Annotated in this window: 9 protein-coding genes and 3 pseudogenes; 7 read left to right on the top strand and 5 right to left on the bottom strand. The window is 57.6% G+C overall.

Features of this window, described 5'->3' with window-relative positions; all coding sequences use genetic code 11:
* Positions 1–32: 32 nt before the first annotated feature.
* Positions 33–1,148, bottom strand: coding sequence for a hypothetical protein (locus SULPSESMR1_RS00990; protein WP_089419146.1), 1,116 nt, complete (start codon positions 1,146–1,148; stop codon positions 33–35).
* Positions 1,149–1,864: 716 nt separating this feature from the next.
* Positions 1,865–3,115: a DUF1963 domain-containing protein gene (locus SULPSESMR1_RS00980; RefSeq protein ID WP_157728948.1), complete on the bottom strand. Its 1,251-nt coding sequence runs from the start codon at positions 3,113–3,115 to the stop codon at positions 1,865–1,867.
* Between the two features lie 201 nt (positions 3,116–3,316).
* Between SULPSESMR1_RS00980 and SULPSESMR1_RS00975 the strand changes: the two are divergent.
* Positions 3,317–3,804: pseudogene (locus SULPSESMR1_RS00975) on the top strand (IS6 family transposase); the annotation flags it as partial.
* Positions 3,805–4,080: 276 nt separating this feature from the next.
* Here SULPSESMR1_RS00975 and SULPSESMR1_RS00970 read toward each other — a convergent pair.
* Positions 4,081–5,109, bottom strand: coding sequence for an IS110 family transposase (locus tag SULPSESMR1_RS00970; RefSeq protein WP_089419143.1), 1,029 nt, complete (start codon positions 5,107–5,109; stop codon positions 4,081–4,083).
* 85 nt (positions 5,110–5,194) lie between these two features.
* On the opposite strand from SULPSESMR1_RS00970, the pseudogene SULPSESMR1_RS24870 reads away from it, so the two are divergent.
* A pseudogene (locus SULPSESMR1_RS24870) lies at positions 5,195–5,302 on the top strand (IS6 family transposase); the annotation flags it as partial.
* A 227-nt stretch (positions 5,303–5,529) separates the two neighbouring features.
* Positions 5,530–5,724, top strand: a pseudogene (locus SULPSESMR1_RS00960) (IS3 family transposase); the annotation flags it as partial.
* 57 nt (positions 5,725–5,781) lie between these two features.
* Here SULPSESMR1_RS00960 and SULPSESMR1_RS00955 read toward each other — a convergent pair.
* Complete coding sequence (locus SULPSESMR1_RS00955) at positions 5,782–6,981, bottom strand: ROK family transcriptional regulator (protein WP_089422065.1); 1,200 nt, start codon at positions 6,979–6,981, stop codon at positions 5,782–5,784.
* Between the two features lie 207 nt (positions 6,982–7,188).
* Between SULPSESMR1_RS00955 and SULPSESMR1_RS00950 the strand changes: the two genes are divergently transcribed.
* The 4 genes from SULPSESMR1_RS00950 to SULPSESMR1_RS00935 all read left to right on the top strand — a co-directional run bounded on the left by SULPSESMR1_RS00950 (position 7,189) and on the right by SULPSESMR1_RS00935 (position 10,746).
* Positions 7,189–8,202, top strand: coding sequence for a sugar ABC transporter substrate-binding protein (locus tag SULPSESMR1_RS00950; protein WP_089419141.1), 1,014 nt, complete (start codon positions 7,189–7,191; stop codon positions 8,200–8,202).
* A gap of 95 nt (positions 8,203–8,297) precedes the next feature.
* A complete protein-coding gene (locus SULPSESMR1_RS00945) occupies positions 8,298–9,359 on the top strand; it encodes an ABC transporter permease (RefSeq protein ID WP_089419140.1) in 1,062 nt (353 codons plus the stop codon).
* Positions 9,359–10,126 (top strand): ATP-binding cassette domain-containing protein, encoded by a 768-nt coding sequence (locus tag SULPSESMR1_RS00940; RefSeq protein ID WP_089419139.1) that lies wholly within the window; start codon positions 9,359–9,361, stop codon positions 10,124–10,126. The genes SULPSESMR1_RS00945 and SULPSESMR1_RS00940 overlap by 1 nt, the downstream gene beginning before the upstream one ends.
* Entirely contained in the window at positions 10,123–10,746 is a 624-nt protein-coding gene (locus SULPSESMR1_RS00935; protein ID WP_089419138.1) for a nucleoside/nucleotide kinase family protein, read from the top strand. Before SULPSESMR1_RS00940 ends, SULPSESMR1_RS00935 begins: the two co-directional genes overlap by 4 nt.
* Before the next feature lie 877 nt (positions 10,747–11,623).
* Here SULPSESMR1_RS00935 and SULPSESMR1_RS00920 read toward each other — a convergent pair.
* Positions 11,624–12,847 (bottom strand): SGNH/GDSL hydrolase family protein, encoded by a 1,224-nt coding sequence (locus SULPSESMR1_RS00920; protein WP_157728946.1) that lies wholly within the window; start codon positions 12,845–12,847, stop codon positions 11,624–11,626.
* Position 12,848 lies beyond the last annotated feature (1 nt).

Here is a 12,848-nt window from a genome sequence, read left to right as displayed (position 1 = left end):
TCACCGAAACGAATCCGCTTTGTGGACTTTCGTTAAGGTTCCCAGATTTGCGTGCCTGTGGCGGGAGCCGAGATTGGCGCATCGTAGCGCGAATGCACCTCATCCGCGGCCAAATACCATCCACCATCTTTCTCATAGTTGAACTCTACAAGGTTCGCACGCAGCGCATCCGCATGACTTTCGCGTGACAACGCGTCGCCAAGAGCTTGTGACACCTGATCGAGACGCCAGGCGGTATGACGCGATTTTGCATCATTGCTGGAAGCAAACTTCTCTGCGGCGGCTGACAGCAGGGCGAAAACGCGGTCCTGTTGCTGCTGCGTCCCCCGTGGCATGTAACCTGAGTGCGCAAGCCGGAACAGGATTTCCGCGCTTGCATTGCTACCCGCAGAGAACGCCAGGCTCTCCAGAGCACTGTCCCGCAACCTCCCGCTCGGACCGGGGTATTGTTTCCAGGGGTCCGCTCCGGATTGCAAGAGGATCAGCATTGCTCCAAGATTGTTTTCCAACCTCGCTTCTCCAAACGGGGTGCGCGGTAGAAAGCCATAGCGCTGGACATTTGGGTTCGCCCCAGCCTTAAGGCACGCCCGCAGGAAAGGCAGCATCGCGTCGAAATCCGGAAACATCATGAACGGCGGCGCACCGCGGGTCTTCTGCGTGACTGCCAGAAACAAGGCCTCTCCGTGGTTCTCATCCGGATCGGCTCCCGCCGCCAGAAGAGCCTGCGCTGCTTCAAAGTTGTATGCCAACACCGCCTCCTGAAGAAGAGTTGTCATAAAGACTACTGGCCGGTCATTGACGGTGAAATCAAGGCGCGGTGCCGGATAGCCGCGCGACAAGCCATCCCTTCCGATTTCGTGCAACGCGTTTGCCTCGGGTATCCTGCCACGCGCGATCTGCAAGGCTAATGCCACAATCTCTCGCGGCGCATTTCGCCACCGGTCCTCAAACCGGCTCAGTTCCTCTCCAGTCATGCCAAAACGTTCTGTTTCTTCAACTCCAGCTTCAACAAACCCTGCCAGCTGTACGGCCTCAATCGCTGGGCCCCTTCTGATCTTGGTGGAATCCGGTGCCAGAACCAACCATCCGATCCCACAGAAAAGTCCAGCCGTCGTCAGGCCGCAGATAATATGAAGGATGTTGTTCACTTGTGAAAACCTCAGTTTGATTTACCCGGAGTTGGGGTTGCCCCCCAAAAGACCGGACATGCTCAGGATTGAGATTGCGAGCTGATGTACTTGCACGGTGATTGATATCCTAAAGCACAATGAGGGTGAAGATTGTTATAGTGCTTGAACCAGAACGGTAGTTTGGAAGAGGTCGACAGGTGCGCTAGCCGTAACCTCAAAACGGGCTTCGCATAATACGCGGTCTGGAACGACAGCCGGGATGACGGCTTCCAACCCAAATTTTGGACATCGCCATAAGCGGCAACCTTGTCGTCGCCTCCAGAGGGAGGCCGTGAAACCGTAAACGCGGATATTTGTGACGGTATGGCAAGTCGTCAGCGCCGCATCTCTTGCGTCGAAGGGGCTTTCTGCAACCTTTGTCGATTATACGCTGGCATCCGGTATTGATGCTCGAAGTCCGGAAGCTACGAAGTTCTGCCCGGCCGCTTGCGGTTCGCGCCGAGTCCCCCGAGCTTGGCAGCGCTTCACCGGGCCAAGCTGCGCTCGTCTGGCTGTTAGCATTGCTAGGCAGCGGGACGGGCATCTCGAACGGGCGCGAAACCCAAGGTACTTAATATCACAAACCGATCCGGTCTCGTTTTTCTCTCTCCCATCGACAAGTGTGATCTCAAAGGGTTGACGCACAGGAAAAGGTCGGAGCGAAATCAACAGGCATTAAATCTTGGGCTCGCAGCTCAATTCGACTGATGAACAACCCAGGCCTTATCAAAGCGACGTTCCAGAAGGTCGTCGTGGCGCATCAAAACATAGTAGGCCCCGCCACGCAGACCAACAGCTTCATCAGCGCCCACCTGTAAAACGAGCTTCCAGTCCGCCGCGCCCTTGAGAATCTCTTTCGCCGCTGACGTGTCGTATGCGTACGACGTTCCGGCAAAAATGCCATTCGAGGCGAGTTGGGCCTGGGCCTGCATTCCGTTCTGTTGCGATTGCGGCCAGCCGCCGAGTTGGTGGTTTATACGCCCGGGCTCATCCGATGAGCCAAAGCGTGACAGCCAAGCCATATAGGACCAATAAGGCCCCTCACCGAATTCTTGCGACGACGCTTGATCGAGCAGATCGGCATCCCACGCTTTCACGCTCGGCGGGATGGGCGTTGCGACGCTGTGGGGAATAATCAGCGCTGGTTCGAGAACTAACGTCTCCCGATATTGCGTCTCGCTCAACGCAGCCGGAACGGAGACGCGTATCAAATCGATCGCCGGTGTTTCATCCCAGATCAGACGGAACCCGACACGCGAACTCGGCTCCCAGCCAGGTGGCGTTTCGAGCAAGTCATAGAATAACATCAGCCGCCCATTTTTAGGCAGATCGGGGTCGAAGCCAGGCTGGGCGGAGAGTTTACCAAGGTCGAGCTGTGCGATGAAGGATAAGGGAAAGCTCCTTGCGACCATCTGTGCCTGAAGGATGTGATCACGCGTCTCTTCGCGGGCGCGTTCCGGCGTGTAGATGCTCTGGGACTCAAGGAACTGGCGAATCTCGTTTGCCTCTTCTTTGGGAAGCATTGCCAGGGCTCCCTCAACCACTTCCTTTTCGATACGCCTTTGCTCCGCGACATAATGCTTACCTTCGTCTGGCGTCATCCACTCGGGTACGATTCCGGCTTTTGCCAGCGTCACTCCAATCAGGGAGCGATAGTGTTCCAGTTTGATCTGGGCATCTGCATAAGGCGGGCGCATTGGCCAGGGCATGCCGCGTGGCAGGTCGGGTGCCCCACCCATCTTGCTTGCGCCGAGCGGAATAGACGCTTCCGCGTGCGGCACTGTTTCCAACGAGACGGCTGGCAATGCCTGCTCGGACAATCTATCTACAAGAGCAGGCGTCAGTTGCTTCAGGTCGCCAAGGGAGGTCCGCAACTCCTCGCGTGTCGCCGGCAAAGGTAATGACGCCTGCTTGTAGACAGGAAATTCTCCGATCCGCTGCGCCATAGCCATCTCCTTGCTGCCTAAAATAACGGTTAAAGCCATACCCATTATTATTGTTCTGCCAATCATCTGCCGGGCCATGCTTTCAGGACGCGAACGCCTTCCGGTTCAGTTCCGAGCCAAAGCTGCACCATGTGGTGATCCTTTGCTTCGAGGGACATTGCCAAGGTGTTTGCCAAGCATGATTCAGCTATAAGTTGAGGCATGAAAATCCCTTCGTCAATGCCGCGCCTGAAAGGCTTTCGTTTTCCCCGCAAGATCGTCGTCCATGCGGTCTGAGCCTACAATCGTTTGCGCTCAGCACGGCAAATGTCGAAGATCTCTTGGCCGAGCGGGGCGTCATTGTTAGCCGTGAAGTGATCCGCCTTTGGATCAACCGGTTTGGCGCGCCTTTTGCGGCTAGCATCCGCCGGGACCGCCCCCGTTCGAGCGACAAGTGGCATATTGACGAGGTCGTGGTTTCGATCAGTGGCGTGAAGCACTGGCTTTGGCGGGCCGTGGATGCCAATGGTGACTCACTCGACGTTTTAATTCAGACGCGCCGTAATACCACAACCGCCAGGCGCTTCCTGATACGGCTGATCACTCATTTTGGCCAACCAATGCTGGTCATCGCCGACAAGCTGCGCAGCTATACAAAACCGATCGCGCGTCTGGCACCCGGTGCTGACCGTCGCGCCCACAAGGGTCTTCTGTGGTTGCCGTCCTTGATGCAAGATGTTTTTCAGACCTCTTGAGTTGGTGATCGAGTGCGTGCTTCTGTCAGGCCTTCGAGTGCGGCATTTCCAGAAGCCGCTGGCCGGGATGGTGATCTGCGGATCAGGTCCATATCTCGACAACGAGCTTCGACGCTCATTCCCTTATCCTGGTTTTCCCGATCCAGATCTGTTCGATCATTCTGCCCATTCAGGTCTTTGACTCCTTACACCTCCTTTACCGACGTCAATCGGCCCTGCGCTACACCGTGGTCATGTAACGACCGCCTGCGTCGGATCCCGATAATTTTCCTTCTTCGTTTGCATGGCCCATAGGGCCCGGGCCATCTTGTTGGCCAGCGCAATTGCGACCAGCATCTTCGGCTTGCGCGCGAGCATACGTTCCAGCCAAGATCCTTTGGGTATGGATTTGCGACCTAACTGGCTCAAGCGTGACATCGCTCCGATAATCAGAAGCCTTCTGATGTCAGATTGGCCCGCCTTTGACATTCGCCCCAGACGGGGTTTGCCGCCTGATGAATGCTGTCGTGGCACGAGGCCCAGCCAGGCCGCAAAGTCGCGGCCCCGGGTGAATGTCTCCAGTGGTGGAGCAAATGCCTCGATGGCAAGGGCGCTTAAAGGGCCAACGCCCGGCATCGTCTGAAGTCGTTTGGCCGTGTCCGTCTCAGTGGACAAGGCTTTGATCCGTTTCAACTTGGCGTCGATCCGGACAGTGGTCTCTTCAATCAGTTCGAAAAGGTCTCGACACTCCTGGCGGACCAGGTCTGGAAGATCGCAATTCGGGTCCTCAAGGATCTCATTCCCGCGGCTCAAATTCCCTATGCCCTGCGGGATTGTATGCCCGAACTCATAGAGGATTGATCGCAGACCATTTACCAACTCAGTCCGTTGGTTCACCAAACGCTCCCGGTTCCGGAACAGGATCGCACGGGCCTGTTGGCTCTCAGACTTGGCAGGAACAAACCTCATCTCCGGACGCTGCGCCGCGACGACGATAGCTTCTGCGTCCGCGGCATCGTTTTTCTGGCGCTTCACAAATGGTTTCACATATTGCGGCGCGATCAGTTTCACCTCGTGACCAAGTCGGGCCAGCTCGCGCGCCCAGTAGCTGGCACTGCCACACGCCTCCATGACGATGACCGCGGGTGGTTGCGCCGAAAGAACCTCCCGAAACTGTGAGCGGGACAACTTCTTACGAAACTTCAACTGCCCAGTCATGCTTGCCGCGTGAAGCTGGAAAACGTTCTTTGCCAGGTCCACTCCGATCATTGTATCTTTCATTTGCCGTCCTTTCCGTTTCATGATGTCGAACACCACGACCTTGGCACATTGCGATGCCGTTTGGGGAGGACGGCAACCACCCCATCTCAACAATCGATCCGAAGGGGCACATCGCCCCACGCGACGGCGAGAAAAGATTATGGGGAGGTTCAAATCGCCAAGACAAGACCAGCGATTTCTTTCCGCTCACGATTAGGACGCGAGGGTCTGTCCGTCGTCCTATAAAATGGGACATCAGAGCGGTTCGAACATTGGAGGCTCTGGTTCGGTTTCGTTATTGATTATGCTGCTTGTTATTGATGTTGCAAGCGGCGCTGTCGTATCGTCAGTTTCTTGATCTTCTCCCTTTCTCTCGGAATTGCTTTGTCTCGACCAAAGTAGACGTCGGCGGGTGTGACGTTGTTCAGGCTCTCGTGGTAGCGGGCCTTCCGCAGCCGTTCTGCCAGCCGCAGGCAATGGTCCGATCTGGTCACGCTTGCAAATATCAAGGAACAGTCCCGTCCCAGCCTGGGCAGCTATGGCAGGCCGCGCATGACGGAGTATCTGAAAGAGATCGACCTGAACGTTGGTCATCGCCGTGTTGGTCGTTTGGTGCGCCAGAACGGCATCTCCGTTAGGGTATCGTCCTGTGTGGAAGACATCGCAGCGGGCAGACACAATCTTCGCGACCCGTCAGAACGCGAATAAACCTGCATTTGTATTCAACAGAAACTGTGAAACGATGGGGCTACTGGCGGCACCGATTTCGCGCGCGCTTGCGCCAACGCTGCCGGCTTCGATTTGTGGCACGATCAGACCACGCGTATCCTGATTGACCAGATAACGCCGGACACGTTCGATCAACATTTCACGAACCGCAGCAGGGAATGCCCCGTCGATCAATATGGCCTCGAAATCGACTACGGAACACACGGACAGCGCGGCTTTCGCTAACTCCTGAGCGGTCTGACCGATCCAGGGTTCGACATACCGTGACAACCCGCTCCAGTCTTGCGGTTGTTGCCATAGAACACTGGGGTCCAGCCCCACCTCAACCAGTCGTGCCTCAAGCAAATGAAGCGAGGCGACGTCGATCAACTGCTGACTTTCGCCCGATGGACCGGTCGCGCGCATCGAACCCAGCGCGCCTGCATTGCCCTGATTGCCATCCACGACGGTGTGATTCATCACGATTCCACCACCGATGAACGAGCCGATAAAGAAATAGGCGTAGTCCCGGAATTCCTTACCCCGTCCATAAAGCTGCTCGGCCTGGCAAGCGGCGGTGGCATCATTCAGAACGAAGACCGGCAAATTACTGAACCGGGCAACCTGTTCGGCAAAGTCGATATCCTTCCACGAGCGGAACTTTGCAGCCGGGGCTCCAAGTTGGTCGCTCCACTTCCAGATTTCAAAAGGCGCGGCGATGCCAATGCCGCAAAGACGGCTTTGTGCGGTGGTATCCAGTTCACCCAGAATCTTCAACAGACCCTTGTCCAGAAATCCAAACACTGTCTCGGGCAGCGGATAGTCATAGGTCGTGTGGTCATGCGCCAGAACGTTTCCTGTCAGATCCAGCAGCAACAAATCGGCACTGCGGCGCCCGACTTTCAAACCAAGGGAAAGCACGCCTTGCGGGTTCAGCTCCATCGGAATCGAGGGTTTGCCAACCTTGCCACGGGTCGGTTCGCCCCGCATGAGCAGCCCGTCTTTTTCAAGGTTGCGCAAGATGGTGGAAACTGCGGGTGGCGACAGCCCCATACGCCGCGCCAGCGAGACCCCCGAAAGCCCGCCTTGTCGTTGAAGAATCGACAACAAAAGACGTTCGTTATGGTTGCGGACACCGCGTTGGTTCGCGCCGCCCCGAATGCTTCTGATCATGCCATCTTCCATGCGGCCAACCATATTCGTCTCTCCTCAGGTAGGGAAGATAGGGTAGAACAATTATTAAATAAAGTTAATTTATTAATTGACGGAGCCAATGGAATCAGGCCTATTGCATGACAACCTGCAGCAAACTTTCTGCTCAGGCTCAGGTTTGGGGAGGAGCCCGAACCGGCCAGATGTCACAGGACATCGAATGATCCTTGGGAGGAAACAATGAAAACACTCTTGAAAACATCTGCCATCGCCCTGACGCTAATGGCGGGCGCCGCTTCGGCTGAAGAGATCGGAGCCTGTTTGGTCACCAAGACTGACACCAACCCGTTCTTCGTGAAAATGCGCGAAGGTGCCGAGGCAAAAGCCGCTGAACTGGGCATCACGCTGAGCAGCTACGCCGGTAAGGTTGATGGCGACCACGAAACTCAGGTGGCGGCAATCGAGACCTGCATTGCAAGTGGGGCAAAAGGTATATTGCTGACCGCTTCGGACACCAGTTCAATCGTCACCGCAGTTCAGCAGGCACGTGATGCCGGCCTGCTGGTCATCGCCCTGGATACACCGCTTGATCCGGTTGATGCCGCCGACATGACCTTTGCAACCGACAACTTTCTGGCGGGTGAACTGATCGGCAAATGGGCCGCCGCAGCACTTGGTGACGACGCAAAGAATGCCAAGATCGCCATGCTTGATCTGGCCGTAAGCCAACCCACCGTCGGCGTCCTGCGCGATCAGGGTTTCTTGCAGGGGTTTGGCATTGATCTGGGTGACCCGAACAGGTGGGGTGATGAAACCGACCCGCGCATCGTTGGCAATGATGTCACCGCTGGCAACGAAGAAGGCGGTCGCAAGGCGATGGAGAACCTTCTTGCCGGCGATCCGATGATCAACGTGGTTTACACGATCAACGAACCTGCTGCTGCCGGTGCCTATGAGGCGCTGAAATCCATCGGACGCGAAAACGATGTCTTGATCGTATCCGTTGATGGTGGATGTCCAGGCGTGTCGAACGTCAAGGACGGCGTGATTGGTGCCACCTCGCAGCAATACCCGCTGTTGATGGCCTCCAAAGGGATCGAAGCGATCGCGGCATGGGCCAAGGACGGGGTCAAACCACAGGCGACCGAAGGCAAGGACTTCTTCGATACCGGCGTGACGTTGATCACTGACAAGCCGGTCGATGGTGTTGACAGCATCGACTCTGCCAAAGGCGCCGAGCTTTGCTGGGGTTGATGCAGCATTGAACTGCCTCAACACTCGGGGAAAGGGTAGGCTCAGCCTTGCCCTTTCCGCCAAAGTCGTTTCCAACACCGACGGGGAGACATAGAATGTCACAGCCAGACAACTACGAAACTGCCGTATCAAGCGCGACGTCAGAAATCGCGTCATTCAGCGAAAAGGAAAAGGGGTTTATTGGTCATTTCCACCATGCCCTGCACACCACACCTGCATTGGTGCCCCTGATCGTACTTGTTGCCGCGATCGGTGTTTTTGGCGCAGTACTTGGCAGCAAGTTCTTTTCGCCCTTTGCGTTAACCCTGATCCTGCAACAAGTGCAGATCGTCGGAATCGTGGCAGCGGCCCAAAGCCTTGTGATCCTGACAGCGGGCATCGACCTGAGTGTCGGCGCAATCGCGGTGATTTCGTCGGTAGTGATGGGCCAGTTTACCTTTCGCTATGGCCTGCCCCCTGTTGTTGCAGTTGCATGCGGCTTGGCTGTTGGCACAGCAATCGGCGCACTGAACGGCTGGCTTATTGCACGCATGAAACTGCCACCCTTTATCGTCACCCTTGGCATGTGGCAGATCGTGCTGGCAGCGAACTTCCTGTATTCTGCCAATGAAACAATCCGCAGCCAGGAAATTGCAGCGGAGGCACCATTGCTGCAACTGCTTGGCGCTAAGTTGCAGATTGGCGGGGCTGTTTTGACTCTTGGTGTGGTCTTCCTGCTGTGTCTTGTTCTGCTTCTTGCCTATGTGCTGCGCCACACCGCTTGGGGGCGCCATGTCTATGCCGTCGGCGACGACCCCGAAGCCGCCGAGTTGTCAGGTGTCAACGTCAAGATGGTGCTGATTTCCGTCTATGCACTGGCCGGCCTGATCTGCGCCTTTGCGGGCTGGGCCTTGATCGGACGGATCGGGTCGGTGTCACCGACCTCTGGACAGCTTCTGAATATCGAAAGCATCACGGCGGTTGTGATCGGTGGCATCTCGCTTTTTGGCGGCCGCGGCTCGATCATGGGAACGTTTTTCGGGGCGATGATCGTCGGGGTGTTCACATTGGGCCTGCGTCTTCTTGGTGCGGATGCGCAATGGACGTACCTGTTGATCGGCGCACTTATCATTGCGGCAGTTGCCGTAGATCAATGGATCAGAAAGGTAGCAGCATAATGGAACCGATTCTGAAAGGCCGCGGACTGGTAAAACGGTACGGCAAAGTCACCGCCCTGGATCATTGCGATTTTGACCTGATGCCCGGAGAAATTCTGGCCGTCATCGGCGACAACGGCGCTGGCAAAAGCTCGTTGATCAAGGCGGTGTCGGGCGCGATTATCCCCGACGCGGGAACTGTCACGCTCGAAGGCAAGGAAGTCCGCTTTGCCAACCCCATTGAAGCCAGAGAGGCCGGTATTGAAACCGTCTATCAAACGCTGGCAATGTCACCTGCCCTTTCCATTGCCGACAACATTTTCATGGGGCGCGAACTGCGCAAGCCGGGGTTCCGTGGAACATGGTTGCGTCAACTGGATCGCCCCGCGATGGAAAAATTTGCGCGGGACAAGCTGTCCGAACTGGGGCTGATGACCATCCAGAATATCAACCAAGCGGTGGAAACACTTTCGGGTGGCCAACGCCAGGGCGTCGCCGTGGCCCGCGCTGCGGCGTTCGGCTCCAAGGTCATCATTCTGGACGAACCCACAGCGGCACTGGGCGTCAAGGAAAGCCGCAAGGTGCTGGAACTGATCCAGGACGTGAAATCGCGCGGCATTCCGATCATCTTGATCAGCCACAACATGCCCCACGTGTTCGAGGTCGCAGATCGCATACACGTGCACCGACTGGGTAAGCGGCTGTGCGTGATCGACCCCAAGGACTATACGATGTCCGATGCGGTTGCGTTTATGACAGGCGCCAAAGATATCCAACAAGCGGCATGACCGCGCTGGAGGCAACAGCCGGAACGCTGGCTGACCTGGTTCTGGCAGCGCCACGGTCTGGCCGCAGGCGTCTTGTTGCCCTGGCGGGGGGGCCTGCCAGCGGCAAATCCACACTGGCCGGAGCGCTGGCCCAACGGCTGTCTGATACAGGATGCGCTGCACAGGTTGTGCCAATGGACGGCTATCATCTGCACAACCCCGTCCTGCTGGCCCGTGGCCTTCTGGATCGCAAGGGGGCGGCAGAAACCTTTGACGTGGCCGGTTTTCTGCATCTCGTCACCCGCCTGCACGATGAACCCGAAGTGTTTCATCCAACGTTCGACCGCCCCCGCGATATTGCAATCGCAGCAAGCGGTGTGATCGGCCCGTTATGTGATACGGTCATTGTCGAGGGAAACTATCTGCTTTTCGATGAACCGGTTTGGCGGGAATTGCACGCGCATTGGGATTTTTCGATCAAGCTTGATGTGCCGATGGACATCTTGAAATCCCGTCTGGTGGACCGCTGGCTCGACCATGGATTAACCGCCGACCAGGCCGAAATCCGCGCCGAAAAAAACGACATGGCCAACGCGCGCAAAGTTTCGAACGCCCCCTTGCCCGCCAGCATCGTCGTCTGAAGGCCCCGCGTTCAGTCCAACAGAACTATGGGCATCTGTTCGTGTTCGGCGGCAACCAGCGGCATTGAGGCAAGCCTTCATCATATCCCGACGCAAGCGGTCGCAAAGCTCTGGCGTCAGATTACGCGGCGGGGAAACTTTGGAGCTTGCTTGAGCGAGTCGTTGTTCATACCGACAGATATGTTCTGCGGTTCCATCAACGGCGCGGTAGATGATCGGAGCAGACCTCACGATCATGACCACATTGCTCGGCGACGTATCCCAGATGATGGCCTTGCCGCAGTGGTCCAGGAAAGTCGATTGGGCAGATGCGGCACCAGATAGGACTGCGAGGAAAATTGCGGCCGACAGGGCCAGACGGGCACAGGAAGAATGCGTCGGGGAACACTCCTGATCAAGGTGTAACCCTGACTGTAATCTAGCGTGGGACTTACTCTGTCCTAATCCAATTGTTTTTGTCAGACAAGCGTTGGTGAGCTTTGCTAGGGGGCTGGCCGATCGCGATGGTGAAAAAGCCGATCGTCAGTCCGGTCGCAGGATGGCCGGGCAGCGGCCGCATCCCCCAGATCGGGTAAATTCCGGAGAGCATCACGAAGGCGGCCCCGCAAATCGTCTCGCCGGGCAGAGCCGGTGCGGGTGTCATTCACCCGAAGCCGACTACAAGGATGGCAACCGCCATCAGCACACGAGATGCCCTGTGGATCCGTCCCAACCCGAACCGGGCAACGAGACCGCCCGCCCATCTTAGAAAGATGTTGCGCATTCTTCCCGTGGAAGATAACCGCCACGCCAGCGTCCGAGAACGCGTTGGCAGTAGCGGGGCCGATGCCCTTGGTCGAGCCGGTGACACGGGCGGCCTTTCCACTGAGATCAATCTTCATTCTTCCAGTCTTTTCATGACTGTCTCTGCCACGGCGCGGGCCATCGCCCGGTTTCCTTCCGCCCCAGGATGCAGGTGATCACCGCTGTCATGGGCGGGGTTTAGGCGCATGTCGTCACCCGGCGCGCTGAGTAAGTTGTCAAAGTCCACCAGCCCATCGTGAAAATCCGCCCTGCGCAACCAGTCGTTCAACTCACGGCGCAGCGTTTCCTTCTCGGGGCTCCAATAGGTCGCTTCCATTGGTGTCTCCGGCAGTGCGCCCGCAAAGGGCGGAACAGTGCCGAGGATCAGGTGCATGCCCTGCGCGTGAATGCGGGCGGCGACCTGTAGCAGCCCGGCTTGAAGGCGACTCAGGCTCATCGGGGCTTCCTCCGGCGAAAACGGCGTGCCTGGCCATGCGATGTCATTTGTGCCGATCAGCAAGACCAACGTGTCGGCCCCCGGCACGGCCAGTGCATCGCGCTCCAGCCGGGCCAGCACGCTGCGGCCCATGCCGTCGCTCAGCAGGCGGCCGCCAGAGATTCCGGCATTGACTACGGCGATCCCCTCATCAGCGAGCGCACGTGCAAGGAAATCGGGCCAGCGCACCATGGCGTCCATTGGGGCACCGTTACCATCGGTGATGGAGTCGCCCATGGCGATCACCACCTGCCGCGCCGATCGGTCTGAAAGGATCGTGCTCAGGGTGATCCGTGCCGGGATCTCGTCCAGCACCGCTGCGGCAGGTCGATCCGCATCGATCAGGTAGCTGGTTTCGCGGGCGTCCCAGTGGAAGTCTTCAGCGGTGGCACCCAATCCGTAGGTTAACGTTGCTGCGATGCGGGTTCCAGCCGCGGCCGCAAAGACGACCGGGTCCGAAACGACCTGTGCGCCCGGGGCGATTACGGTGCCTGGCTTGCCACCGAAAAGAACCGTTTCCGGCGCGTCGATGTCAGCCCCTCCGGCGCTGCGGGCAAGGGTTACCGCGTCGACAGGCAGGGGGCGCGTGCCATGCACATTCGACAGCACCAGCCGCAGCCGATCCGCCGGGAAGCTCAGCGTCAGCGGCTGCCGGATCGTGGCCCCGGCGATACTCTCCGGCAAGCCGGTGCCGAAAACGGTGGTATCGCTCCAGACAGCCTGGGGGCTGGCCATCCACGTCGGGGTCCAGCTTTCGGCCAGAGCGGGTGCAGCCAGTGTCAGGACGGCCAGAGCTGCGGTTGTCCGTGCGATCGTGCTCATG

Source organism: Pseudosulfitobacter pseudonitzschiae (assembly GCF_002222635.1).
Classification (GTDB): Bacteria; Pseudomonadota; Alphaproteobacteria; order Rhodobacterales; family Rhodobacteraceae; genus Pseudosulfitobacter; species Pseudosulfitobacter pseudonitzschiae_A.
The sequence above is the reverse complement of the archived record's forward strand: the minus strand, read 5'-3'. Positions and strand labels throughout refer to the sequence as shown.

What these genes read in the sequence shown, in the direction of transcription:
- SULPSESMR1_RS00920 (WP_157728946.1), bottom strand. Translation starts at nt 12,847, where the DNA reads ATGAGCACGATCGCACGGACAACCGCAGCTCTGGCCGTCCTGACACTG.
- SULPSESMR1_RS00980 (WP_157728948.1), bottom strand. Translation starts at nt 3,115, where the DNA reads ATGGCGCAGCGGATCGGAGAATTTCCTGTCTACAAGCAGGCGTCATTA.
- SULPSESMR1_RS00970 (WP_089419143.1), bottom strand. Translation starts at nt 5,109, where the DNA reads ATGAAAGATACAATGATCGGAGTGGACCTGGCAAAGAACGTTTTCCAG.
- SULPSESMR1_RS00955 (WP_089422065.1), bottom strand. Translation starts at nt 6,981, where the DNA reads ATGGAAGATGGCATGATCAGAAGCATTCGGGGCGGCGCGAACCAACGC.
- SULPSESMR1_RS00935 (WP_089419138.1), top strand. Translation starts at nt 10,123, where the DNA reads ATGACCGCGCTGGAGGCAACAGCCGGAACGCTGGCTGACCTGGTTCTG.
- SULPSESMR1_RS00950 (WP_089419141.1), top strand. Translation starts at nt 7,189, where the DNA reads ATGAAAACACTCTTGAAAACATCTGCCATCGCCCTGACGCTAATGGCG.
- SULPSESMR1_RS00945 (WP_089419140.1), top strand. Translation starts at nt 8,298, where the DNA reads ATGTCACAGCCAGACAACTACGAAACTGCCGTATCAAGCGCGACGTCA.
- SULPSESMR1_RS00940 (WP_089419139.1), top strand. Translation starts at nt 9,359, where the DNA reads ATGGAACCGATTCTGAAAGGCCGCGGACTGGTAAAACGGTACGGCAAA.